General features: G+C 32.0%; 17 protein-coding genes. 11 read left to right on the top strand and 6 right to left on the bottom strand.

Annotated features, from left to right (window positions below):
• Positions 1–112: 112 nt before the first annotated feature.
• On the top strand, positions 113–1,087 hold the full coding sequence (locus ABD715_RS06085) for a glycosyltransferase family 9 protein (protein WP_344787357.1): 975 nt from the start codon (positions 113–115) through the stop codon (positions 1,085–1,087).
• A 63-nt stretch (positions 1,088–1,150) separates the two neighbouring features.
• On the opposite strand, the gene ABD715_RS06080 is transcribed toward ABD715_RS06085, so the two are convergent.
• The 6 genes from ABD715_RS06080 to ABD715_RS06055 all read right to left on the bottom strand — a co-directional run bounded on the left by ABD715_RS06080 (position 1,151) and on the right by ABD715_RS06055 (position 17,231).
• Positions 1,151–3,445 (bottom strand): sulfatase-like hydrolase/transferase, encoded by a 2,295-nt coding sequence (locus ABD715_RS06080; protein WP_344787225.1) that lies wholly within the window; start codon positions 3,443–3,445, stop codon positions 1,151–1,153.
• A 22-nt stretch (positions 3,446–3,467) separates the two neighbouring features.
• Positions 3,468–7,739, bottom strand: coding sequence for a hybrid sensor histidine kinase/response regulator transcription factor (locus tag ABD715_RS06075; protein WP_344787224.1), 4,272 nt, complete (start codon positions 7,737–7,739; stop codon positions 3,468–3,470).
• Between the two features lie 14 nt (positions 7,740–7,753).
• Positions 7,754–11,050 carry a VCBS repeat-containing protein gene (locus ABD715_RS06070; RefSeq protein ID WP_344787223.1) on the bottom strand — a complete coding sequence of 1,099 codons (3,297 nt, stop codon included), beginning with the start codon at positions 11,048–11,050 and terminating at the stop codon, positions 7,754–7,756.
• Between the two features lie 87 nt (positions 11,051–11,137).
• Entirely contained in the window at positions 11,138–12,709 is a 1,572-nt protein-coding gene (locus ABD715_RS06065) for a RagB/SusD family nutrient uptake outer membrane protein (protein ID WP_344787222.1), read from the bottom strand.
• An 18-nt stretch (positions 12,710–12,727) separates the two neighbouring features.
• Positions 12,728–15,793, bottom strand: a complete 3,066-nt coding sequence (locus tag ABD715_RS06060) for a SusC/RagA family TonB-linked outer membrane protein (protein ID WP_344787221.1) — start codon at positions 15,791–15,793, stop codon at positions 12,728–12,730.
• Positions 15,794–16,157: 364 nt separating this feature from the next.
• A complete protein-coding gene (locus ABD715_RS06055) occupies positions 16,158–17,231 on the bottom strand; it encodes a 2Fe-2S iron-sulfur cluster-binding protein (protein WP_344787220.1) in 1,074 nt (357 codons plus the stop codon).
• Positions 17,232–17,343: 112 nt separating this feature from the next.
• Here ABD715_RS06055 and ABD715_RS06050 point away from each other — a divergent pair, with 112 nt between their 5' ends.
• The 10 genes from ABD715_RS06050 (at position 17,344) to atpB (ending at position 26,094) form a co-directional block, all read left to right on the top strand.
• Positions 17,344–17,682 carry a PadR family transcriptional regulator gene (locus ABD715_RS06050; protein WP_344787219.1) on the top strand — a complete coding sequence of 113 codons (339 nt, stop codon included), beginning with the start codon at positions 17,344–17,346 and terminating at the stop codon, positions 17,680–17,682.
• Positions 17,683–18,378 carry a hypothetical protein gene (locus ABD715_RS06045; protein ID WP_344787218.1) on the top strand — a complete coding sequence of 232 codons (696 nt, stop codon included), beginning with the start codon at positions 17,683–17,685 and terminating at the stop codon, positions 18,376–18,378.
• Positions 18,379–18,447: 69 nt separating this feature from the next.
• Positions 18,448–18,855, top strand: a complete 408-nt coding sequence (locus tag ABD715_RS06040) for a DUF2059 domain-containing protein (RefSeq protein WP_344787217.1) — start codon at positions 18,448–18,450, stop codon at positions 18,853–18,855.
• Between the two features lie 7 nt (positions 18,856–18,862).
• The gene (locus ABD715_RS06035) at positions 18,863–20,344 is read left to right on the top strand and encodes a DUF5687 family protein (protein WP_344787216.1); all 1,482 of its coding nucleotides are present in this window, start codon (positions 18,863–18,865) and stop codon (positions 20,342–20,344) included.
• Positions 20,345–20,351: 7 nt separating this feature from the next.
• A complete protein-coding gene (locus tag ABD715_RS06030) occupies positions 20,352–21,059 on the top strand; it encodes an ABC transporter ATP-binding protein (protein WP_344787215.1) in 708 nt (235 codons plus the stop codon).
• Positions 21,060–21,264: 205 nt separating this feature from the next.
• The gene (gene porW, locus ABD715_RS06025) at positions 21,265–23,829 is read left to right on the top strand and encodes a type IX secretion system periplasmic lipoprotein PorW/SprE (protein WP_486357904.1); all 2,565 of its coding nucleotides are present in this window, start codon (positions 21,265–21,267) and stop codon (positions 23,827–23,829) included.
• 14 nt (positions 23,830–23,843) lie between these two features.
• Positions 23,844–24,260, top strand: coding sequence for a bactofilin family protein (locus ABD715_RS06020; protein WP_344787213.1), 417 nt, complete (start codon positions 23,844–23,846; stop codon positions 24,258–24,260).
• Entirely contained in the window at positions 24,220–24,474 is a 255-nt protein-coding gene (locus tag ABD715_RS06015) for an AtpZ/AtpI family protein (RefSeq protein ID WP_344787212.1), read from the top strand. Before ABD715_RS06020 ends, ABD715_RS06015 begins: the two co-directional genes overlap by 41 nt.
• Entirely contained in the window at positions 24,475–24,846 is a 372-nt protein-coding gene (locus ABD715_RS06010; RefSeq protein ID WP_344787211.1) for a DUF6168 family protein, read from the top strand.
• 135 nt (positions 24,847–24,981) lie between these two features.
• Positions 24,982–26,094, top strand: a complete 1,113-nt coding sequence (gene atpB / locus ABD715_RS06005; protein ID WP_344787210.1) for a F0F1 ATP synthase subunit A — start codon at positions 24,982–24,984, stop codon at positions 26,092–26,094.
• The last annotated feature ends 22 nt before the right edge of the window (positions 26,095–26,116 follow it).

The raw sequence follows: 26,116 nt of genomic DNA, 5'->3' as shown, positions 1-26,116 counted from the left end.
AAGAACTAATCAAAAATTTGTGTTTTAAACTTAGGTTTAAAGTGTGTTTTTTTTGTTTAAAAATTTAATATTGAAACCAAAACGTAACATTCTGGTTATTAGGCTTTCTGCAATGGGTGATGTTGCTATGGTTGTTCCTGTTTTACGAGCCCTATGCCAAAAATATCCTGAGCTAAAAATTACGGTTTTAACACGTAAATTTTTTACTCCTTTTTTTAATGATATACCAAATATAAATGTTTTTTCTGCAGAGGTTAAAAGCAAGCATAAAGGTGTATTTGGACTTTATAAATTATCTAAAGAATTAAAAAAATTACAAATCGATGCAATTGCAGATTTACACAATGTGCTTAGAAGTAATATTTTAAAGCTCTTTTTATTTGGAAAACCATGTTTTCAAATAGATAAAGGTAGAGCACAGAAGAAGGCTCTAGTTTCTGGCGAAAGTTTTAAGCAGTTAAAAACCACACACCAACGCTACGCAGATGTTTTTGAGAAACTTGGTTTCCCTATAGATTTGTCTAATCCAACATTTCCCCAGAAAATAGTTTTAGAAGATAATCTTTTAAGTATAATAGGTAACACTAACAAAAAAAGAATTGGCATTGCTCCTTTTGCTGCTTATAGTGGTAAAATGTATCCTTTAAATTTGATGAAGGCTGTTATAAAAGAACTTTCTAAAAACTATTCTATTGTTTTATTTGGTGGAGGCGAAAAAGAAGTTGAGGTTTTAAATGCTTTTGAAGCTGAATTTGAAAACGTAGTTAATGTTGCAGGAAAATTATCGTTAAGTGATGAATTAAGTGTTATTTCTAATTTAAATGTAATGCTTGCCATGGATTCTGGAAATGCACATCTAGCTGCTATGTTAGGCATAAAAGTAATTACCATTTGGGGTGTTACGCACCCTTATGCTGGTTTTTTGCCATTTAATCAACCTAGCGATTACGCTTTGGTAGCAGATCGTGTTAAATTTCCTGAAATTCCAACTTCTATATATGGAAATAAATACCCAGAAGGGTATCAAGTAGCCTCAGGGAGTGTTTCTCCTAAAACTGTTGTTAATAAATTAATAAGTGTTCTTTAAAATATAATGTTTAAGCGTATTAAATCTATTGTTTAATACGCTTTTTTGTACTTTTTACTTATATTATTTCGCGTAAGGTCTTAAATTAACACGTAGTAACATATCGTCAGACACAATAAATAAATAGCGACCGTCGTGTGTAAACTCGCAGTTTCCTGTAGATTTATCTGTTTTAATTGTACCAAGGTGTTTACCTTCTGGAGTAATTACTAAAACACCATCTGGACCTGCAAAAAACAGGTTGCCATGTTTGTCTAATTTAATGCCATCTGGACTTTGTTTACTCTTGCTAGCTTCTCTTAATGCTGTGGCATCAAATAGTAACCTCCTGTTTGCTATTTTTCCTTGCGAAAGAATATTGTAAGCAAATATTTTAGGGTAAGCCGGTGTAGAGTCGCCTATGTAAAGCGTTTTGTTATCGTGAGATATGGCTATACCGTTAGGGTTTTTAATGGTTTTATCTAATAAGACAACTTCTTTTGTTTTTTTGTTATAAAAGTAAACTCCGTTAAAGCCAATGTCGCTTTTTGCCTTTTTTAAACCATAAGACGGGTCGGTAAAGTAAATGTTATCTTGTTTATCAAAAGTTAAATCGTTTGGAGAGTTAAACTTTAAGCCTTTATAATTTGTTATTATAGGTTCGAATTCTGGGTGTAACGAATCTTTTAAACTAACTAACTTGCTTATAACACGATCTCCTTGTTGGCAAAGAAATAAATTTCCTTTAGAATCTACACCAAGGCCATTAGCTCCTTTTCCGCCTTTGGTCCATGGTTCTATTTTGGGTCCAGTATATCCAGAGGGTTGCATGTAAAGGCTTAAACCTTTTAAATCGTTCCATTGGTATACTTTGTTTTCTGGTACATCTGTAAATAATAAAGTTTTTTCTCGCGGAAGCCACACAGGACCTTCAGACCAATTAAAGCCTTCTGCTACCAAATCTATTCTGGCGTGTTTAGATACTAAAGAATCAAATGCAGGATCAATACGTTCTATATGTCCATAACTTGGATATTTTTTTAAAGAATCTATAACCTTTTTAAAGCGTTTTTTAATTTTTAATGTTTCAAGCGAAATATCTGTTTCTAAAAGTGGTTTTTGTTCTAATTTATCACGTTCTATATTGTAAAACCTTCCATCTCCATAAAGTTTGTATCCTTTGTTTAGTACAAATTCTGCAGGGTGAAAATGATCTTTTCCAACACCTGGTTTTGGGTTGTAACTCATGTATACCCAATCGCGTCTCTTTGCAGGTTCGCCTTTTAATATAGGAAGAAAACTTTGACCGTCTGTTAAAAAATCTTTAGGAATTTCTTGTCCAGCAGTTTCTAGAATAGTAGGTAAAAAGTCTATGGCATCTATAAATTCATCCGTTTTTTTACCTGCTTCAATTTGTCCTGGCCAATTAGCAATAAATGGCACTTTAATTCCTGTTTCTATTGTTAAGCCTTTTCCTCCTTTTATAACTTTGTCTCCAACGTTAGAGTGTATGGTTTGGTGAGTTCCGTTATCAGAATAAAATAAAATAAGGGTTTCTTCTCTAATGCCTTTTTGCTCTAAATTTTCTATAATATTTCCAACAATTTTATCGGTATATTCTACCATGTCTTTAAAATTACTGGTGTCGTTTTCAAAACGCATTTCTTTATCGTTCCATTTTTTGCTATCTGGAGTGGGAGAAAATGGATCGTGAGTTAATGCCATTGGGTAATAAACAAAGAAGGGTTTATCATCGTCTTGTCTGTTTATAAAATCGTTAAGGTAGTTAGAAAAAATATCTGGACCATATTTACCTTCAGTATTGTCTAAAAACTTACCATTTTGGTAAATTGTTGGGTCTGCAAAACGAGAGCCTTTATCTTCGGTGTGAGCAGTATGCCAAAGACTATATTCGTCAAAACCAGCATCTTCAACTTTCATGCCTGTATCTCTTCGGTATTCAGAACCTGGATAATCAACAGGATCGTAACTTTGTAATTGCCATTTGCCAACCATGCATGTGGCGTAGCCAGCATCTTGCATGAGGTGTCCAAATGTTTTTTGGCTAGGGTCTAAAATACCAAATGCAGTCCAATTACGGTAATTGTATTTACCCGTCATTAGCTTTACACGTGTATTGGTGCATAAGGGTTGGGCATAGGCTTGGTTAAATTGAATGCCAGTTGCCGATAACTTATCAATATTAGGTGTGCTATATGATGTACCACCGTAAGAACCAATACCTTCGTAACCTAAATCGTCAACCATAATTAAAATAATGTTTGGTTGCTTTGTTTTTTGGTTGGTAGATTTGCAGCTCGAAACTGAGATTAAAAAACAGATTGTTAGTGTTGCGTAAAGTAGTTTTTTTATGGTCATAATAGCTAGTTGGTTCTGTTGGTTATTTATCGAGCTGAATGTCGACACTTTTATCGTTAGATTTTATTTTCTTAATATATTCGCTAGGTAGTAATCCAAATTGTTTTTTAAAGCATTTTGAAAAGTAGGATCCTGTATTAAAACCTGTCATGTACATAATTTCTTTTACAGATAAATTGCTGGTTTCTAATAGTTGCATGGCGCGTTTTAAACGTATGTTTCTAATAAACTCGCTAGAAGATAGTCCGGTAAGTTCTTTAAATTTCATATAAATATTAGAACGACTAAACTTCATTTCTTTTACCAAGATTTCTACATTAAACTCGGTATCCATCATATGCTCTTCTATAATTTCTATGGCGCGTTGCAAGAATTTTTCATCTGCAGAAGTAACCGTGACTTCTTTGGGTTTTAAAAATATTTTTCTGTTAAATCGTTTTCTTAATTCTTGACGATGTAGTATAATATTAGTGAGTTTAATTTTTAATAAATCGATATTAAAAGGTTTTCTAATATAATCGTCTGCACCATGCTTAAACCCTTTTAGTTCGCTTTCGTCTGATGTTTTTGCGGTAAGCATAATTACTGGAATATGACTTGTTTCTTGTTCGGTTTTTAGTGTTTTACAAAATTCAAACCCGTCTATAATAGGCATAAAAACATCGGTTAAAACTATGTTGGGTTGTAAACTTCTTGCCATTTCAAGTCCTTCTTTTCCATTTTCGGCTTGGTAAATGGTGTAATCTTCTTGTAGGGCTTGTGCAATAAAGTTTCTAATATCTAGATTGTCGTCTATAACTAGTAAAATAGGTAGTTTAGAGCGTCCTTTTGTTAAAACATCATCAATTGTTTCATCGTGTCTGTCACGTTGAATGGTTTGTGCTGTAGAGGCGAAGAAGAAATCTTGATTTTCGTTATCGTGTTCTAAATTAATACCATCTAAGTTTAAATACATTTTTTCTTCCATAGGAAGTTTTACAGTAAACGTACTGCCTTCGTTTGGTGTACTTTTTACATCTATGGTGCCTTGGTGGAATTCTACGAGTTGTTTAGAGTAAGATAAACCAATGCCAGTACCTTCGCTACTTGCTTTTTTCTTGTTTTTTACATTATAAAATCTATCAAAAACATATTTTATTTTTTCGGTTGGTATTCCAGAACCAGAATCTTTTACTTTAATGATGAGAAGATTAACCGATTTTTGTTGGTTAAGAGCGCCTCTATGCTCAAAAACTTCTATTGTAATGTTACCATGCTCTTGAGTAAATTTTAAAGCATTAGAAAGTAAATTGTTTATTATTTTTTCTAGAGCAATAGGGTCGAACCAAGTGGTTATGTTTTCGGGTGTAATTATTTTAAAATTAACACCTCTTTTGTGACTTAAAAACTGAAAAGGCTCTACAAGTTCTTGAATAAATTTTACAAAATTTGAATTTATTAAATTGAGTTGCATTTTTCCTTTTTCCATCTTTCTAAAACCAAGTAATTGGTTTATTAAGCGCAATAAAGAATCGGTGTTTTTTTGCATCAAGTTTAATTGTTGCTTAACCGTTTTATCGTCTAGTTTTTCGTAAGAATCTTGTAAGTACTCTAAAGGCCCTTTTATTAAAGTAAGTGGTGTACGTATTTCGTGAGATATATTGGTAAAAAACTCTAATTTAAGTTGTTGCAGTTCTTCATTTTTTTCTTTTTCTAGATGAACAAGTTCTAGCTTGTGTTTTTCGGTTGTGTTTATTATTGTAAACTTCATTAAACCAAATAGCAAGCCAATAAGTAGTAGTAAGTAAAAACAGTAAGCCAATTTGGTAAGCCAAAGTGGGGGTTTAATAGATATGTTTATTTTAGCGGGTGTGCTATCCCATAAGCCATCGTTATTTGATGCTTTTACTAGTAGTGTATAATTTCCTGGACTTAAGTTTGTATAAGATGCTAAACGGTTATTGGCCTTGGTGTATTTCCATGTGGTGTCGAAACCATCTAGTTTGTGAGCAAATTGATTTTTTTGTGGTGCTGCATAGTGAAGCGCAGAAAACTCGAAAGAAATGTTATTTTGATTAAAATTTAAATCTAATTTTTGAGTTTTACCTATGGCTTTTTTTAATAGAACTTTTCCATTTAATTTTTGATCTATAGCTATGTGCTCGTTCGAAATATAAAAATCTGTTATAATGGTTTCGGGTTCGATGGTGTTGTCGCGAAGCGCTTCAGGAAAGAAAGCATTGTAACCGTTAATTCCGCCAAAAAGTATTTCACCGTTTTTTCTTTTAACAGATGCTAATTCTTGAAATTCATTATTTTGTAAACCATCATTAACATCATGGTTTTTAAAGGTTTCTGTTTTTGGGTTAAATTTTGTTAACCCTTTGTTAGACGATAACCAAAGGTTGTTTTCTTTGTCTTCTAAAATGCCTTTTATAATGTTGTTAGGCAGTCCATCTTTTGTTGTGTAGGATTTAAAAGTGCCCGAACTTAAATCTGATTGCGGAATAAATTTATCTAATCCACCACCAAAAGTCCCAATCCAAAGGGTGTTGTCTTTGCTTTCGTAAATAGATAAAATGTAGTTGTGACTAAGTGAGTTAGGGTTGTTTTTGTCGTTTTTAAAAACCTCGAATTTTGGATGTTTTTTTATAGTTTCGTTTTTGGTTAATACGCTTAAACCGTTTCCTGTTGCAAACCAAATATTACCTTGACTATCTTCTAGCATAGACCTTATAATATTTGAAGAAATACTTTTGGTGTCGTTGGTGTCAAAATCAAAAATATCTTTGGTGTAAGTTGTTTGGTCTTTGTTTAACACCCACCTGTGTACACCGCCATTATAAGTGCCTATCCAAAGCGTTTTTTTGCTGTCAACTAAAAAAGAAAATACACTGGTATTAAAATCGTTATAAATTTTTATTTTACTATTTGCTGTAATTTTATTGGGGTTAGTTATGTCTATTTCGTACAATGCAGGTAGACTTTGTCCGCCAAAAAGAAGTTTTTTTCTTGAGTTTCTTTCTATTTCTGTTATGGCATAAACACTAGGTATAGAATTAAAGTTTATAAATTGACTGTTGTTAGTACCTTTAACTAATTTGTTAATACTTCCTCCGTCTGTGCCAATCCATAAATCTTCATTACTATCTTCAAATAGTGCTCTTACTTTATCGTAACTTAAGCTATTAGGTTTTTCTGTTTTTCTTATATGCTTAAAATGCTTTTTACCTAAGTTAAGTTTGTTAACACCGCCACCATTTGTACCTGCCCAAATAATGCCTGTTTTATCTTTGTATAACGATGTTATTCTGTTTTTACTTATACTATTTGGATTTTTAGTGTCGTAAATAAACTTTTTAGTTAGTTTTAAAGATGCGTTACTTTTAGATGGGTTTGTTAATAGTAAAAGCCCGTTGTTTTCGGTTCCTGCCCATATTTTGTCGTTGTCAATTAAAATTTTACTAATAGTTTGATCTACTATTTTTTCGAATTTAAAGGACTTGGCGTTAAGTTGCTGTGCGTATAGTCCGTTATCGGTTCCCAAAATAAGTCGACCATATTTATCCTCATTAATACAACGTACCGAAACGTTTGGTAAATCAATACTTTTGTTTAGGTATTTAAAATATTTATTACCATTAGAGTCTCTAGATAATTTGTAAATACCACTAAAACTACCAAGCCAAATTTGGCCTTTACTATCTTGAAATATATTTAGAGGCGACCTAACATCTTTATTTATAACAAAAGGTTCTTGTATGGCATTAAATCTTGTAAATTGGTAAGACGATGGTGGTTGATTAAGATCTAATATATTTAAGCCAACACCGGTAGCTATCCATAATCTATTTTCCTTGTCTCTGTATAAGCTAGAAATATGGTTGCTGTTTAAAGATTTTGTGTTGTTTGCATCGTGTTTGTACGACGTGAATTTTTCGGTCGAGCGATCGAAAAAAAGTAAACCATCGCCTGTGGTGCCAATCCAAAAATTACCATTTATATCCTTTTCTATGGCATAAATTAAATTACTTGTAATGCTTGTTGGGTTGTTTGGGTTTGGGTTAAATACTTTAAACTTATAGCCATCGTATTTATTTAAACCATCATGAGTGCCAAACCACATAAAACCATCATTATCTTGAATTATACACATAATGTCGCTTTGCGATAAACCATTATTTGTAGTTATTCTTTCGAAATGGTTTAGGTTTTGTGCAGTGGCTAATGATGTGATTAAAAATAATAGAACCCATAAGATAGTTGCTAAATATTTAGAACTATTAATGGTTATATGTTTGTTTGTAAAACTCATGTAATAAAGCTAACCTATTTTTTTATTTTTAATAGTGTTAAATGGCTATTGTTTTTTGCAATTAAAATAGCAGGTATTTTGTTTTGCCCTAAGTGTATGGTTTTTATATCTTTTACTTCGCCATCTATAAATAATCCGGTTTCCGTATTTTCGGTTAATGTTCCTCCGGTTTTATCTCCTAATAAAACAGAGCCTAAGCTAGCATCGTTTCTAGGTGTTTCAACTTCAGATCCATATAAGTTTCCTGCAATTATAAAATCTGTAAATTCATCATTATTAAAATTAAAAGGATAAAAAGTGTTGATAGAAGAAAACTGTAATGTGTTTGGTAACTTATGTTTTTCGAAAACACCTTTGCCTTTGTTTTCTATCCAATAATGAGCAAATGTATTGGCTGTATAATGCAGCGATTTTTTTAGCATTGATTCGCCATAAATATCAACTAGATCTGCGTTTGCATAAGACTCGTAAGTTTTAAATCTTTTGGCAATAGCTGGCACTTGTTGAGAAGAGCATTCTCTGCCTCTTAAAGGTAATTTGGTGCCGTGTTTTTTATAACTTAATACAATATCTGAAGAGCCATTTTCGTCAAAGTCGTTTGCATATACCTCAAACGGGGCTTTTTCGCTAGCTTTGTATTTATAGTTTAAGCCTAGGTTTCCTGCTAAATAATCAATATCTCCATCGCCATCCATATCAGCTTTTTGTAAGCCATACCACCAGCCTTTTAGATTATCTAATCCTAGGTCTTCGGTGTTTTCTTTAAAATGCTCGCCTGTGTTTTTAAAAAAACGAATTGGCATCCATTCTCCAGAAATAATTAGGTCTAGTTTTCCATCATTATTATAATCGTCCCATAGGGCAGAGGTTACAAGTCCTGCTTGTTCAAGTTCTGGAGCTACAGTTGCTGTAACATCGGTATATTTAATTGAGAGGTTTTTACCTCCATCATTTCTTAAAATGGTGCTTTTTGCAGGGTGCGGATAGTTGCCAGGTATAATACGCCCACCAATAAATAAATCTAAATCGCCATCATTATCATAGTCTCCAGAAATTACTTTTTGTCCACTTGTTGTTGGTAAATTAATGGTAGATTTTATAAAGCCATTAGGTGTGTTAATGTATAGTCTATCTTGGTAAGCTTCATTAGTATTTAGTTTATTGTTGCCTCCGCTTACTACGTATAGGTCTAAATCGTTATCGTTGTCTGCATCAAATAAAATAGCGCCGGTATCTTCAAATTTAGTATCTGCTTGCCAAGGGCCATCTATTATTTCGAATTTGCCTTTATTGGTTTGTTTATATAGGGCTGCACTGCTGCCAGAAGCGTTGCCAATATAGAAATCGTCTAAACCATCATTATTAATATCGCCAACAGCAAGGGCAGGACCCATTTGCGAATATTTATGAGGTAATAGGGGTTCGTACTTAAAATCGTTATATATGTTTTCTTGATGTTTAAAGGCTATTCCAGATGCTTTAGTTATATCTTCAAAATAATTTTTTGGTGTTTGCTTTTGCTCAACATAGGTGTTGTTTTTTTCTATGTTTAATTGCTGATTTAATTTTACGTTCGAAATTTTTTGAATTGACCCGTCTGGCCACTGTACTTTTAATTGTTTTATGTTGTCGTTTTTGCCAAAACCAAAATGTAAAATAGGCTCGACACTAGATTGATATCCTCTGGTAAGTGTTAATTCTTGTGTTTGATTTTGTTTTTCTGATGTTATAGTAACCTTTGCTCCTAAGGCATAAAGATTGTTTTTTGTGCCTTTAAGTTTAATTTTTAGATAGTTGTTTTTTTTGTTGTCTGTATGGTTAATATATATTGAAGCAGGAGCATCCATGTTGTTAATAATGATGTCTAAATCTCCATCGTTATCTAAATCTGCAGATGCAAAACCATTAGAGAATCCTTTTTTATCTAAGCCCCATTTTTTGGTTGTATTGCTAAAAGAGAAATCGCCATTGTTTTTATAAGCGTAGTTAGATATTGGTGTGCTTGGCATTCTTGTAAAATCTTTTGGTTTTTTTTCACCGAACATAGATTCTGTTCTATAGGTTTCGTTAATATCATTATTATTAACATCTCGTTTTACACCGTTAGTAATAAATACATCTTTATAGCCATCGTTGTTGTAGTCTGAAAATAATACACCCCAACTCCAATCTGTGGTTGCCATACCAGCAAACCTAGAAATGTTGCTAAACATAGGTAGGTTGTTTTTGGTTATACCTTTATTTAGCTGAAGTGAATTTTGCATGTATTGGTGATTAAAGCCTAGGTATACAGCTTGGTAAAATGTCTCTGGGCTCATGCTTGCCATGTTGGTTTTAGAGCGTTTGTAATCTCCAGGTGTCATGTCTACTTGAACCAAATCTGTTAATCCATCGTTATTAAAATCTGAAGCATCAATGCCCATACCAAACATAGATGTGTTTTTAGATGTTTTTTCTGAAACTTCGGAGAATGTTCCGTCTCCATTGTTAAGGTATAAGTAATCTGGAACATTGAAATCGTTAGATAAATAGAGGTCTTTATAGCCATCGTTATTAAAATCTGAAGCTACTAGGCCTAGAGTTAATCCAAAACGATGTACACCTGCTTCTGTGGTTACGTTAGAGAACGTTCCGTTACCATTGTTTTTGTATAAATGTCCGGAGTCTTCAAAACGGTTTAAGTCCATTTTTCTTTTATAATACATGTTGCCTTGGCTAACTAGCACGTTAGGGTAATTGGCAACGAAGAGGTCTAAATGCCCATCGTTATTATAATCGAAAAAGGTAGATTGTATAGATTTACTAGAATCTGCAATGCCATAGGCTTCGGCTTGTTCTGTAAATGTGTTATTACCATTGTTTATAAATAATTGGTTGGCAGTATTCCCGGATTTTCCAGAAACACTTAAGTAAATATCTAGATACCCATCATTATTTATATCGGCCATGGTTGTGCCAGAATACCATCTAGAATCGCCTGTAATGCCTGCCGATTCTGTAATGTCTTCAAATTGTAAGTTGCCTTTATTTAAGTACAGTTTGTTAGAAACTAAATTTCCTGTAAAGTACAAGTCTGTAAGACCGTCGTTATTTATATCTCCAGTAGAAACACCGCTGCCTAGGTATAAAAAAGGGAAATTAAAATAGTTTAAGGTGTCGTTTTCTATTATGGTGTTAGCAAACGATATATTAGAATTATTAAGATTTAATTCTTTAAATATTGTGGTTGGGTTGGTTGTTTTTTTTTTCTGATTACATGACGTTAAAACACCAAGTAAAAACAAAATAAAAATTGGGTTCCATTTAATCATTTTTAATTTTTTTAAATTAGGTCACCAATCCAAAAATATGGATCGATGACCTTTAAAACAAACATAATTTAACTAAAATGTTAATTTTTAATAACCTGGATTTTGTTTGAATCCTTCATCATTATTGTTACCATCTAATTCTGATAGTGGAATTGCAAGGTACTCTCTTCCTGGTTTGTAAGATCCAGTTCCTCCACTTTCAGATTTAAAATCAGACTCTACTATTCTAGATTTAACTCTTCCCCAACGTAATAAATCGAAATATCTAGTACGCTCAAATGTTAATTCTTTTATACGTTCGTCTTCAATGTCTTGCATTGTTACTGTTGTAAACTCTGGCATATCTACACGTCTTCTTACTTCATTTACTGCATCTACAGCTGGTTGTGTAGAGTTTCCTCCATTACTCATTACTTCTGCTTCTGCAAACATTAATAATACATCTGCGTATCTAAGTAATCTTACATTATTTCCAGATGCATGCCAACCACCATCTCTTGATTCTTTTTTGCCATTAAATTCCCAATCGGCATATTTATTTCCAAAAATATTAGTTCCTGTTGGGCTAAAAGCTTCTTCATATGATGCGTTTAAATAGGTTCTAGATTTTAATGATTTTCCTTGGTATTGAGTAGAGTCTTGAGTGTTCCAGAAAAATGTAGTGTATGTTCTAGGGTCTATTTCTCCATTAATTGTTTTCTCATCCAAGAATAAATCTAACGCCCATTGGTTTACGCGCATTGTATTTTGATTTGTGTAGCCTACAGGAGCTAAATCTGCTTGGTATGCAGAGCCAGAACCGCTACTTGCGCTATCTGCTCCCCAACCTTGATTTCCGTCAGATATTAATTGGATTTCGAATATAGATTCAACATTGTTTTCAAACTCTTCAGTGAAGTTAGCAGCATAATCATCTGTTAGTGTATATGTTGTTCCCATTATTTTTGCAAATTCAGCTTTAGCTAAATCGTATTTTTTCTGGTATAAATATACTTTTCCTAGCATACCTGTTGCAGCGCCATAAGTGGCTCTACCGGTTTGTGTTGCTGGCCAACTAGAAGGTAGTTTAGATTGTGCCATTTTTAAATCTTCTTCAATAAGTGCCCAAGTATCTGCTGGAGGTGCCTGAGGTATTAAGTCTGGAGCAGCAATTTCAGATATTGGTGTTTTAATAATTGGAACATTTAAAAAGTTATTTATTAAATTAAAATAATTTAATCCTCTAATAAAATGAGCTTCACCTATAATGTTGTTTTTTTCTGTTTCATCCATTTCAATATTTGGAACATAGAATAAAACGTCGTTAGATCTTGAAACTCCTCTAAATTGAGCTTCCCACATCCATTTTGGTGCATTACGGTCTGCGGTAGCATTAAAAGCTCCAGCAGCAGTTCTATCTGATGTGTTAAATCCATTTACAACATCGTCTCTATAATCAGAAAGAAAAATTTCGAATCTAGAGTAATATGTAATTGCTAAAAAAGGACTGTAAGCACCTATAATAGCTTTGTTCGCATCTTCTGGTGTTTGCCAAAAAGAAGTTGGTACCAAATCGTTTGGGTTGTCTTGATTTAATACACTGTCTGAGCAGTTTGTATTTAAGGCAAATACTGCTAATACAGCAAGTATGCCTTTTATAGAAGTTTTGATATTTTTCATTTTTTTCATTTTTATTTTTTAAAAAGAAACTTGTAAGCCAAGTTGGAATGTTCTTGGTGTAGGGTAGTTACCCTCGTCTACACCAGCATTAAATAAGCTTGTCCCACCTCTACTATTTCTACCAACTTCTGGGTAGTAACCAGAATAATCGCTTATGGTAAATAAATTTGTTGCAGAAAGGTATAGTCTTATTTTTTGAAGTTTAATTTTATCCATTACATCATCAGGTAAACTGTAACCTATTTGAGCATTTCTTAATCTAAAATAAGCTCCGCTTTCAAGGTAAAAATCAGACATTCTACGGTTAAACCCAGAATCTACTTGTGTGTTTCTTGGTACATTTGTATTTGTATTTGTTGGAGTCCATGCGTTAATGGCATCTGCTAAATAATTTCCATTAAAATCAAAGTAACCTCTGTATTTTGTAGAATTTAAAATTTTATTTCCTGCAACACCGTTAAAAAATAGGCTTAAATCGAAATTTTTATAATCTGCTGTGATATTAATACCGTATTCAAAATTTGGTATTGGGCTTCCAAGAAATCTTCTGTCGTCAGGGTTTAGCCCATCACCATCAAAATCTTTAAATTTTAAATCTCCAGCTATTGGGTTTCCTTCTTGATCGTTTGCAGCAGATGCTTCATCGTTTGTTTGGTATATACCATCGGTAACATATCCATAAAAAGAGCCAATAGGTTGGCCAATTTCTGTTCTAGTTCCTCGTAATCCGTTAGATGTAAAACCTCCGCCTATTATTGGAGCTTGACCACCTAAAGATGTTACCTCGTTGTCTAGTGTAGAAAAGTTTCCGGTAACGCTAAAGTTTAAGTCTCCTATTTGATCTGCATATGTAGCTAAAAATTCAAATCCTTTATTTTGAATGCTACCTCTGTTAAAAGGAATTGTATTAGAGAAACCAGTGTATAATGGTAATTGGATATCAACTAAGATATCTTCAGATTTTTTAATAAAGTAATCCATAGTAACACTTAATCTAGAGTTTAAAGCATTAAACTCTAAACCAAAGTTTGTCGTTTTAGTTGTTTCCCAAAAGGCATTACTATTTGTACCTCTAGTAACTGCATTACCAGATATTCTTGTATTAACATCTCCTAAAACATAAGTACTAAATAGGTTTATAGTTGGCACTATGTCGTAAGCATTAATGTTGTTCGATCCAATTTCACCATAACCAGCTCTTAATTTAATATTTGTAAGCGCATCGAAATTTTCCATGAATTTTTCGTTACTTAAATTCCAACCCAAAGCAAAAGATGGAAATTGACCAAACCTTAATTCTTCTCTAAATAAAGAAGACCCATCACGACGAATACTTGCTGTTAATAAATACTTATCATCAAAAGTATAGTTTAATCTACCAAAGTATGATTGGATAGTTGAGGTTATGTCTTCTCCAGGAGCAGATTGTAAGTTGTCTTTAGAGAAAGCGCCAGCAGTGCTTATCCCGTTAGTAGCATTAATAGCAACTATGCCTAAAGATCTTGAATTATTTTTTTGATCTGTAAAACCAGCTAATGCATTTACTTTATGTTTACCAAATGTTTTACTATAGTTTAAAGTTTGCTCTACTAAAGTGTTTAATGAGTTTGTGTTAGTTTCGTTTAATTGAGAGGTTGCTTTATTGGTTCCGTTATAAATAACTTGTGCGTCTGGACTAAATGTAAAATTGTTTCTAGAAGCAGCTTCCATACCAAGGTTAAGTTTATATGTTAAGCCTTCTAATATTTCGTATGATGCAGAAATGTTTCCTAATACATTGTTTATCGTGTTTTCTCTTTCTTCTAAAGCAGCAATACCTAGCTCGTTAGCAATGGTTCCGGGACCATAAAAAGCTCCGTAGGCAGTTGTTATTCCGCGATCTGCTCTATCATCAGCACTCCATTCTCCAGCGTCATTTTTTAATCTAATAGTTGGTAAAAGGTTTCTTTCTTTATTAAAGTATGGGTTTGGATTATTTACAGTTCTTGTTAATCCAATAGTACTTTCCATTTTAAACTTACCTTTATCTAGGCCTGCATTGGCTCTAACGGTTGTTCTTTTAAATTCTGAGAATTTAATAATTCCTTCTTGATCGAATTGATTTAAAGAAAGGCTGTATACGCTATGTTCTCCTCCTCCAGAAAGTCTTAAACTTGTATTACTTACAGAAGCAGATCTAAAAGAGTCATCATATAAATTACTACTATAATTTGGGTCGAATTGCGTATCGTTTGCAGGGTATCTTGGTACGCCATCTGCATCATTAGATCTATTTACAATTGTTGCATATTGTGTAGCATCTGCCCATTGTGGTTCGTTTATTACACTTTGAAAACCAAAACTAGTATCTAAGTTTATGCTAATTTTTCCTTTTTTTCCTTTTTTAGTAGTAATAATAACAACACCGTTTGCAGCTCTAGACCCATATATTGCAGTTGCAGAGGCGTCTTTTAAAACAGATACTGTTGCAATATCTCCTGGGTTTATGTTACTCATGCTTCCAGTAATCATTCCGTCTATAACATATAAAGGGCCAGCGTTACTAAATGTACCAGTACCTCTAATTGTTATTACAGAGCCTGCTCCTGGAGCTCCGCCTTGAGCTTGTACATTAACACCTGCCATTTTACCTTGTAAGGCTTGCGAAGCATCATTATATGTGTATTTTTCAATGTCTTTGGCTCCTACTGTTGCCACAGATCCTGTTAAATCGGATTTCTTTTGAGAACCGTAACCAATAATAACAACCTCGTCTAATTGACTAGCATCTTCTGCAAGACTAACATTTAAAGAAGTACCAGATACAGTAATCTCTTTAGTAATGTAGCCCAAGTAGCTTACTACAAGTGTAGCGCCTTTGGCTGCAGAGATAGAGAAGTTTCCATCAAAATCGGTTTGTGTTCCATTAGTTGTTCCTTTAACAATAATGTTTGCTCCAGCCAAAGGGATACCAGACTCGTCACTGGCTACACCGCTTACTGTTATGTTTTGTGCATGTCCTACTGCTATACCAGCAAGCCATACCATCATTAACATAAAAATGCGATGTTGGCATTTTTTCTTAAGTAATTTTGATAATTTCATAAACATTTGAATTTAACGTTAATTTAAATTTAGTTTTCGTTAACACAAATTTAACTTTGACATGCTTATTTTGATGTTACATATTACTAAAAGCATGTAACATATTGCTTATTACTTGTTTTTTGTATGCATTTTTAAAATTGATTTATTTTATTGACTATCAGTTTTTTAATTTAATTTTTAGCTGTTTTTAACATGTTTTTTTTAAGTAAATTGTTGTTGTAATGTTCAAATTGTAGCTTTTAAAAACAGATTTTAATTTAGAGCATATATGGGCAAAAACTAATAGTGTTTTGGAGTTATAAGGCATAAAAAAAGCGCTGAATATTCAGCGCTTTAGGAGGTAATAAAAATATTTTAGATTTTAAACATCGTCAAAATCGATAACTATTTTATCGGTTGTTGGGTGTGCTTGGCATGTTAATGTTAAGCCTTCTGCTATTTCGCTATCGGTTAAAATATTATTTTGTCTCATGGTTGCTTCTCCTTCTTTTATTCTGGCTAAACAACTACTGCAAATACCACCTTGGCACGAATACGGTGCATCTAAATGTTTATCTAGAGCAGCTTCAAGAAGTGTCTGTTTTTGCGACATTTCAAAAGTAGTTTCTTCATCGTCTACAATAACAGTAATTTTTGTTTGTCCGTTAGTAACACTTACTTCTTCTTCTTCTTCTTCTTCTTTTATTTCGGTAGGTTTCGATGCTTTAAATAATTCGTAATGTATAGTGTCTGCATCAATATTGTGTTCTGTTAAAACATCTTTAACTGTGTGAATCATAGCTTCTGGTCCGCAAAGGAAAAAAGCATCAACCTCAATATGTTTGTATTCGTTTTTAATAATATAATTAACGGTGCTTTTTTCTATTCGACCAAAAATAGAATCGTTTTCGTCTTCTTGACTAAATACAAATTGTATTGTGAAACGCTCTTTGTATTGGTGTTGAAGCGCTAATAGCTCGTTTAAAAACATAGTGTCTTTGGTTGTTTTGTTACCATATACAAGTATAACTTTGCTATGTACTTCTTCTTCTAAAGCACATTTTATAATACTTAATACAGGTGTAATACCGCTACCAGCAGCAAAAGCAGCAATGTTTTTTGTTTTAGAGTCGTTTGGGGTAAAAGTAAACCTACCTTTTGGGGTGGCTACATCTAAAACATCTCCAGCTTTTAGAGTATTGTTGGCGTAAGATGAGAACGTACCATCTTTTACTTCTTTAACAGCAACTTTAAGTTCTCCACTTTTGGGGGAGGAGCAAAGTGAGTAATCGCGCCTTACTTCTTTACCGTTTATTTCTGTTTTTAGTGTAATATACTGTCCTGCCTTAAATTTAAAATCGTCTTTTAAATTATTAGGCAATTCAAAACTAATGCTAATCGCTTTCTTAGTTTCTCTTTTTATATCTTTTATAGTGAGTTTGTGAAATCCAGACATATGTAAAATTTTTACAAAAATAGTGAAGCCATAACATATGACATATATAATCGTTGAAAAATAAATACATAAGATTATTATGCATAAGTATTTTATGTATATTTACTGTGTTATGAAAAAATCTAATTTGTATAAGGGTAGTTTAACCACTATTATTTTGAAGCTTTTAAACGAGCATGATAAAATGTATGGTTACGAAATAACCCAAAAAGTAAAAGCTATTACTAATGGAGAGCTTAAAATTACAGAAGGGGCGCTTTATCCTTCTTTACATAAGCTAGAGGCACAGGGTTTGTTAGATGTTGAGGTGTTAAAAGTAGATAATAGATTACGAAAATATTATAAACTAACAGAGGAAGGTGTAAAAGAGACGGTAAATAAACTTAATGAATTAGAGCAATATATAGAGACTATGCGGGCTTTGGTTAATCCTAAATTTAGATTTGAATAGATGAGAAAAGTTACCAAAAACCAAATAGAACAACTATACACTTTTGTTGAAAAACATTATGTAGAATGGTACGACGTACAAACAGAGTTGGTAGACCATTTAGCAAACGGTATTGAAAACCAATGGGAGATAAATACCGAAACTTCTTTTGATACAGCTTTAGTAAATGAGTTTAAAAAATTTGGAATTTATGGTTTTTCAGACTTGGTTGAAGAAAAAACAAAAGCACTAAATAAACACTACAGAAAACAAGTTTTGTTGTATTTAAAACCATTTTTAGAATTACCCAAAATAATAATTACTCTATTTTTTGTTTGGGCTTTATTTAGGTTAATGCATTTTTTAGACGATAAAAATTTATTAATGATGGGACTTGTTATTGTAATATTTTCTGTGCACGTCTTTCATGTTATAAGAATTAAAAAAGGTATTAATAAAAGAAAAAAGAAAACTGGTAAGAAGTGGTTGTTCGAAAATAATATTATCCAGTTAGGCGGATTGATTCATTTTTTAAACATTGGAGTTTGGTCTCAGAATTTATTCGCTTCAGATGGAGAATGGACAACCACTACAGAGTTGATAATTTCAACATGTATCGTTTTATATTTATTAATCTTTTTTATTTCTGTAGTAATAATTCCAAAAAAATTAAAAGAGAAAATGTCAAAACAATATCCAGAATATATTTTATCATAAAAAATGTAACACTTTTCTTAAAAAGAATACATATATCGATAACGACATTAACCTAATTAAATAAAAAAAATGAAAAAAGTATTATTAGCATGTTTATTTGTTGCAACGTTTTCAATACACACTCAAGCTCAAGAGGAAACAGAATTTAAACAAGAAACTATTGATTTTATAAAATTAACAGGTGCAGGAGCTGCATTTGAAAACGCTATAGATCAAATAGGCATGATGGTGTCTGCAGAAAAAAAAGAAGCGTATACTAAAGAAGCTAGTGGGACTTTAAAAGGTTTGTATGCAAAAATGGCAGGACTTTATATGGAAGAATTTACAAGAACCGAAATTAAAGAATTAGTAAAATTCTATCATACAGATTTGGGTAAAAAATTAGCCGAAAAACAATTAGGGTTAACACAAAAAGCCATGGCTTTTGGGCAATCTTGGGGAATGGAAGTTCAAGCTATTGCACAGAAATATAATTAATTAAACGATGTTTAATAATTTTTTAAAGCTAGAATGGAAATCGTTTTTTAGGTCTGCCAATTTTGGTAAAAGTATGGGTATAAAAGTACTTATGGGCTTTTTTGCGGTCTATTTTATGCTTATGTTTTTAATTCTTGGATTTGCTATGGATAAATTGCTTGCCGATTTTTATCCAGAATTAGATGCTTTTACAGCTTTTAATAAGTTAATTTTCTTTTGGATTTTAGGCGATTTAATGCTTCGGTTTTTCTTTCAAAAATTGCCGGTTGTAAGTGTTAAACCATTGCTTATCTTGCCAATAAAACGAAGTGCTATTGTTAATTTTGTTTTAGCTAAATCGGTAATTTCTGTTATAAATATTTTGCCTTTATTTGCTATTGTACCGTTTGGATTAAAACTAATTTCTAGCGGAAGCAATAATGCTTCAGTTATTTTTACCTGGATGATAATTATTGTTTTGCTCACCTTAATTAACAATTTTATCAATTTTATTATTGAGAGTTTTTCGGCAGAATCAGAACTTTCTTTTTTACCAATAATTGTTATTGCAAGTGTTTTATATGGCTTAAATTACTTTAACATTATTAGTTTTTCTAATGGCTTGTCAAACAGTATTATAGTTGTTGCTAACAATCCTGTTTTAATTTTTATTCCTGTAGCAATCTTAATTGTTTTGTATGTTTTTAATTTTAAAATACTTAGAAACAAACTGTTTTTAGATAGTTCTTTAAAAACTAAGGTTGCAAGGGTTAGTACATCTAATTTAGATTGGACAAAAAACTTTGGAGATATTGCTCCTTTTATGCAATTAGATTTAAAATTAATATGGCGAAATAAGCGGTCTAAGTCTACACTTTGGATGTTAGGCCTAGGTCTATTCTATGGGTTACTGTTTTTTTCAAACCCAGACTTTGCAAACCAGCCTTGGTTATTCGTTTTCGTAGGTATCTTTTCTACAGGTATTTTTTTAATGAACTTCGGTCAGTTTATTCCAGCCTGGGATAGTAGTTATTATAAGCTATTAATGAGTCAGAATATTAAATATGAAAAGTATTTAAAATCTAAATTTACATTAATGGCGCTTAGTGTTATTATTTTGTTTGTATTAAGTGTACCCTATGTATACTTTGGGTGGAAAATTTTGTTAGCATATTTTGCAGCTACTATTTATAATGTAGGTATCAATACCCATGTTATTATGTATGGAGGTTCTTTTAATAGGAAAAAGATAAATTTAGACCAGAAAGCAGTGTTTAATTATCAAGGTACGGGTGCTGTACAATGGTTAATTGGAATCCCTATTTTATTGCTTCCAGCTATTATTTTTGGCGTTTTTTATGCTGTTTTTAATTTCGAAATAGGTTGTTTGGTTTTGGGCTTAATGGGGGTTATGGGCATTGTTTTTCATCAAAAATTAATGAAATTTATTGCTGATAAGTACTTAGCATCTAAGTATGAAATGATTAGCGCATTCAATCAAGAAAATTAATATAGTTATGATAACAACATATAATCTTTCAAAAAAATATAAAGAAAATCAAGTATTAAACATAGCGTCTTTAAATATTCCAAAAGGTCAAAGTTTTGGCTTGGTTGGTAATAATGGTGCTGGTAAAACTACATATTTTAGTTTGCTGCTAGATTTAATTAAGCCAACAACAGGGCACATTAAAAATAAGGATGTGCTTGTGCACGAGAGCGAAGACTGGAAACCTTTTACATCGGCATTTATAGACGAAAGTTTTTTAATAGGATATTTAACTCCAGAGGAGTATTTTTATTTTATTGGAGAATTGAGGCATCAAAATAAAGCAGATGTAGATCGTTTGGTTGCTCAGTTTTCAGATTTTTTTCATGGCGAAATATTGAATCAAAAAAAGTATTTAAGAGACCTAAGTAAAGGTAACCAAAAAAAAGCGGGCATTGTTGCTGCTTTAATTGGTAATCCAGAGGTTATTATTTTAGACGAGCCTTTTGCTAATTTAGACCCAACAACACAAATAAGATTAAAAGATATTATTAAAAACTTAGCTAAAAAGCAGGGTGTAACTGTATTAATATCTAGTCACGATTTATTGCATGTAACCGATGTTTGCGAGCGTATTGTGGTTTTAGAAAAAGGCGAAATTGTTAAAGATTTAGAAACAAATACAGAGACGTTAAAAGAATTAGAAAACCATTTTTCTGGGACAGAAGTTATTTAGTTTAATTGGCTCGCGACCAGTTTTTTTGTTTTTGTAAATTGTATTAAAACCTAACAAGCAGGTTTAATTTTGTTATATCAATTATCTCTTAATCAAAAAAGATGCTTATTTTTACCCTCTTAGGTTGGTAAATACAAATATTAACTGGCATAATATACTATAAATAAGAGTTTATAGTTATTTACTTATATTAAATAAGCAGGTATTGAAAACATCTTTAAAAGTTATAAGCGTCCTTTTTTGTTTTTTAATTGTGATTACAAGTTGTTCTCGCAAAAAAGACAAGTTTATTAGCAGAAATTTTCATGCGGTAACTACAGAGTTTAACATATTATATAATGGTTATTTAGCACTAGATCAGGGAAGAGAGAGTCTTAACGAAAGTTATTTCGATAACTATTGGGAGGTGTTACCAATAGAGCGCATGCAAATTGTAGACGAGATTGTTTTGCCAGGGCAATCTAAAAATCAAGAATTTACAAGAGCAGAAGAAAAAGCAGTTAGTGCCATACAAAAGCATAGCATGAATATTGGAGGAAAAGAAAAAAAACCTCAAATAGACGAAGCTTACTTACTTCTTGGTAAATCTAGATATTTCGATCAGCGTTTTGTGCCTGCTTTAGAGGCTTTTAACTATATTCTTTACAAATATCCAACAAGCGATAAAATTAATCAAGCCAAAGTGTGGCGCGAAAAAACTAATATTCGTTTAGAGAACGATGAGTTGGCTATTAAAAACTTAAAACGTCTTTTAAAACAAGAAGAATTAGAAGATCAAGATTTGGCAGATGCTACATCTATTTTAGCGCAAGCTTACTTAAACACCAAAGCTATAGATAGCGCTATTACACAATTAGAAATAGCATCTAACGCAACAAAAAGTAATGACGAGCGTGGGCGTTACCGTTTTATACAAGGTCAGCTTTATAATAAATTAGGTAAAAAAGATAGCGCTAATTATGCTTTCGATCGGGTTATAGAGCTTAATAGAAGAACACCTAGAATTTATATGATTAGTGCACATATCGAAAAAATTAAAAATTTCGATTACGAACATGGTAATAAATTTGAGCTTTTAGAACACCTTACTAAACTTGAAGAAAATAGAGAGAATCGTCCGTTTTTAGATAAAATTTATCATGAAATAGGACAGTACTACTTAATAAATGCATCCGATTCTTTGGCGGTAAATTATTATAATAAATCGTTACGAACCAATTCTAGAGATCATATCTTAATGGCTAAAAATTATGAGGTTTTAGGCGATATGAATTTTGATGCTTCTATTTATAGAGAAGCGGGTGCGTATTACGATAGTACATTAACTAAGCTTAAATTAAACTCTAAACCTTACCGTGTAATTAAAAAGAAGCGCGATAATTTAGAAGATGTTATTTATTACGAAAACATAGCTAAGGTAAACGATAGTATTTTACACCTTGTTAACATGCCAGAAGCAGGACGTCTTGCTTATTTTGGTGATTTTGTTGAGGTTTTAAAAGAAAAAGCAGAAGAGGAAGCTAAAAAACTAAAGTTGGCAGAGCGTAATAATGGACTAGCTACGGTAAATAATAATTTAGGAACTTCGGCATCTAATATGTCTAGAGGTGGTTCTCCAACCCAAGCAGCCACATTTTATTTTTACAACCCAACAACGGTGTCTTATGGTAAAAATGAATTTGTAAAAATTTGGGGAGATCGAGATTTAGAAGATAATTGGAGATGGTCTGTTAAAAATAGTACAGGTGCAGGAGTAAACATTTCTTTAAATAACGCTATTACTGCCAATGCTTCAAACGACGAGTTATTCGATCCGCAGTTTTATATCTCTAAAATTCCAACTTCAGATAAAGAAATAGATAGCCTTTCTAGAGATAGAAACTATGCTTATTATCAATTAGGACTTATATATAAAGAGAAGTTTAAAGAATATGACTTGGCAAAAGATAAATTTCAAAACTTACTTAAAAGCAATCCAGAAGAACGATTAATACTGCCATCAAAATATAATTTATATAAAATTTATGAATTATTAGGCGAAAACGACGAGGCATCTATTGCTAAGGCAGATATTATTAAAAGTTACCCAGAGTCTAGATACGCTACTATTTTAACCAATCCAGAATTAGCTAATCAAAAAGACGAAAATAGCCCGACAAGTTTATACGAGAGCACATATGCATTACACGAAGCACAAAAATATGCCCAAGTAATTGCAAAGAGTAACGAGTATATAAATACGTTTGATGGAGAACCTATCGTGCCTAAATTCGAGTTGCTAAAAGCAACAGCTTTAGGACGTTTAAAAGGGTTTGAAGCGTATAAAAAAGGAATTAACCATTTAGCAGTTACGTATGCAAACACTTTAGAGGGTAAGCAAGCAAAAAATATAGAAACCGAAATGTTGCCAAAAATAGAAACAGCAAATTTTGTTAACGATAGTGTTGTAAATAGTTTTAAGGTTGTTTACCGATTTAAAAACACTGAAGCAGAAAACATGATGAATTTTAATACAGATTTAGATTCGGTTTTAAAAAATATTAAATATTATAAATTAAATACATCTGTTGATGTATATGATGAAAATGAATCTTTTGTTTTAGTTCACGGTTTAAAAAACAACGAAGTAGCCAAGGCATTTTACCAATTATTTGAAGAGGAGGATAAAGGTAAAATTACCAAGCCCTATTTTGTAATATCGTCTGCAAACTATCAAATTATTCAAATTCATAAAAACTTAGAAGGATATTTAAATAAAGACAACAACTAAATAATAGCATTATTATGTTCTCAGATAATAAAAAAGATAAACAAATGGTTGATAGCACATCTAGTCAAAATATAATTTCAAAAGGCACTAAAATTGTAGGTGATTTTAATAGCCAAGGCGATTTTAGAATTGATGGTACTATAGAAGGAAATATAATAACAACAGGTAAAGTAGTTGTTGGTAGGTCTGGAAACATAACAGGTACACTACAAGGTACCGATGCTTATTTTGAAGGTAAATTTTCTGGTAAATTAACTCTCTCTGGAATATTAACATTAAAAACAGCTGCTCAAATAGAGGGCGAAGTAGAGGTTGGTAAACTTGCTGTAGAGCCTGGAGCTATTTTTAACGTAACTTGTGTTATGAAGGGTATTGCAAAAGATATTGACAATGGCAAATCGCGAAAATCGAAATCAGAAAAAACAGCTTAATCCATTTATTCGGTTTTCGTCTATAGCAATTCAAATGGGCGCTACCATTTATTTAGGAAGTAAACTAGGCGAATGGTTAGATGTAAAATTTAATAATACCAATCAACTGTACTACAAAATAGTCACTTTAATCGCTGTTTTTATAGCTATGTATGCAGTTATAAAACAAGTATTGAATATAACAAATAGCGATAAAACCAAAAATAACCATTAAATGATTAAGCGTATATTAATAGTAAGTATAATACTTTTTCTTTTATTTGTAATAGGTTCTAATCTTCAAAATTATTTAACAACGGTAGCGCTTTCGTTCTCGCTGTTTTCTATATACCTATTTCATTTAGTAGCAGCCATTTTAGTTTATGTTTCTGTAGAAATTGTAGCCGAGAAACTTCCAAATCAAGCAGGATATGCCTATTTAACTTTAATGTTTTTTAAAATAGGGGCGTTTGTTTTAATTTTTCAATCATCGGTTTTTGCTAACGAAAATTTGACGCAAATGGAGCGTATAGGTTTGGTAATTCCGTTATTTCTTTTTTTAATAGCAGAGGCCATAGCTGTATCAAAACTCTTAAACAGTAAGTAATTACTAACTTTACAAGAAAAACCTAGTAAATTTCTATTCTTAAAGAATTCTTAAAAAAAAAGGCTTTGCATTTTTAAATTATTACTTACATTTGCACAAAATTTACAGAGCATAAATTTATTAGTTAGAAAAAGTATGATGGTGGCAAAAAAATCTATCAATTTTATAGCAATTTTAGTTTTAGCGTTGTTTTCTATATCTTCTTATGGAGATGATACACAGCATAAACCTGGAAACAAAGTAGATACGGGAGAAGAAATTAGAGAATACATTGCACATCACTTAAAAGATTCGCACGATTTTCATTTTTACACACACAACGAGTCTGGTACGCATTATAGTTTTCCGTTACCAGTAATTGTATGGACTAGCAATGGTTTAAAAACATTTATGTCTTCAGCATTTCATCATGATGATAGTGGTAAGGTTGTTGTTGATAAAGGTGATACTAAATTAGTAAAACTTCACAGTAAAATATACGAACTAGACAATGGGGCTACATCCGTTAATTTTGATGAAGCACATCATGCAACTAATGCACACAAGGTTTTAGATTTTTCTATTACTAAGTCTGTATTTGGTATGTTGTTAACAGGTTTATTAATGTTGTTGGGCTTTGGTGCATTAGCGCGAGGGTATAAAAACGGAAAAACAATACCAAAAGGATTCTCTAGAGTGTTAGAACCTTTGGTAATTTATGTTCGTGACGAAATTGCAAAACCAAATATTGGAGAGAAAAAGTATCGTAAATTTATGGGCTTCTTGCTTACTGTCTTTTTCTTTATATGGATATTAAACTTATTAGGTTTAACACCGCTAGGGTTTAATGTAACAGGACAAATAGCAGTAACAGCATGTTTAGCCATTTTTACCATGTTAATATACATGTTTAGTGGTAGTAAAGATTTTTGGTCTCACACATTATGGATGCCAGGAGTACCGGTAATATTAAGACCAGTATTAGCAATAATAGAGCTTGTAGGTTTTGTAATTATTAAACCATTCTCATTATTAGTGCGTTTGTTTGCTAACATTACTGCAGGTCACTTTGTGGTAATGAGCTTAATTGCTTTAATGATTACAATGAAAGAAGCATTTGGTCCTGTAGTATCTACAGGAATGTCTCTTGTATTATCGTTGTTTATAATGATAATCGAAATTTTAGTAGCGTTTTTACAAGCGTTTATTTTTACGATGTTATCATCGTTATTTATTGGTATGGCTGTTGAAGAACATGACCATCATTAAAAAGAATTTGTTTAATTAATAT

The sequence above is a fragment of the Postechiella marina genome (assembly GCF_039538365.1).
Lineage (GTDB): Bacteria > Bacteroidota > Bacteroidia > Flavobacteriales > Flavobacteriaceae > Postechiella > Postechiella marina.
The sequence above is the reverse complement of the archived record's forward strand: the minus strand, read 5'-3'. Positions and strand labels throughout refer to the sequence as shown.

Coding starts and splice junctions, on each gene's coding strand:
- ABD715_RS06035 (WP_344787216.1), top strand. CDS start 18,863: ATGTTTAATAATTTTTTAAAGCTAGAATGGAAATCGTTTTTTAGGTCT.
- ABD715_RS06065 (WP_344787222.1), bottom strand. CDS start 12,709: ATGAAAAATATCAAAACTTCTATAAAAGGCATACTTGCTGTATTAGCA.
- ABD715_RS06085 (WP_344787357.1), top strand. CDS start 113: ATGGGTGATGTTGCTATGGTTGTTCCTGTTTTACGAGCCCTATGCCAA.
- ABD715_RS06045 (WP_344787218.1), top strand. CDS start 17,683: ATGAGAAAAGTTACCAAAAACCAAATAGAACAACTATACACTTTTGTT.
- ABD715_RS06030 (WP_344787215.1), top strand. CDS start 20,352: ATGATAACAACATATAATCTTTCAAAAAAATATAAAGAAAATCAAGTA.
- ABD715_RS06070 (WP_344787223.1), bottom strand. CDS start 11,050: ATGATTAAATGGAACCCAATTTTTATTTTGTTTTTACTTGGTGTTTTA.
- ABD715_RS06040 (WP_344787217.1), top strand. CDS start 18,448: ATGAAAAAAGTATTATTAGCATGTTTATTTGTTGCAACGTTTTCAATA.
- ABD715_RS06055 (WP_344787220.1), bottom strand. CDS start 17,231: ATGTCTGGATTTCACAAACTCACTATAAAAGATATAAAAAGAGAAACT.
- ABD715_RS06050 (WP_344787219.1), top strand. CDS start 17,344: ATGAAAAAATCTAATTTGTATAAGGGTAGTTTAACCACTATTATTTTG.
- ABD715_RS06075 (WP_344787224.1), bottom strand. CDS start 7,739: ATGAGTTTTACAAACAAACATATAACCATTAATAGTTCTAAATATTTA.
- ABD715_RS06020 (WP_344787213.1), top strand. CDS start 23,844: ATGTTCTCAGATAATAAAAAAGATAAACAAATGGTTGATAGCACATCT.
- ABD715_RS06015 (WP_344787212.1), top strand. CDS start 24,220: ATGGCAAATCGCGAAAATCGAAATCAGAAAAAACAGCTTAATCCATTT.
- atpB (WP_344787210.1), top strand. CDS start 24,982: ATGATGGTGGCAAAAAAATCTATCAATTTTATAGCAATTTTAGTTTTA.
- ABD715_RS06060 (WP_344787221.1), bottom strand. CDS start 15,793: ATGAAATTATCAAAATTACTTAAGAAAAAATGCCAACATCGCATTTTT.
- ABD715_RS06010 (WP_344787211.1), top strand. CDS start 24,475: ATGATTAAGCGTATATTAATAGTAAGTATAATACTTTTTCTTTTATTT.
- ABD715_RS06080 (WP_344787225.1), bottom strand. CDS start 3,445: ATGACCATAAAAAAACTACTTTACGCAACACTAACAATCTGTTTTTTA.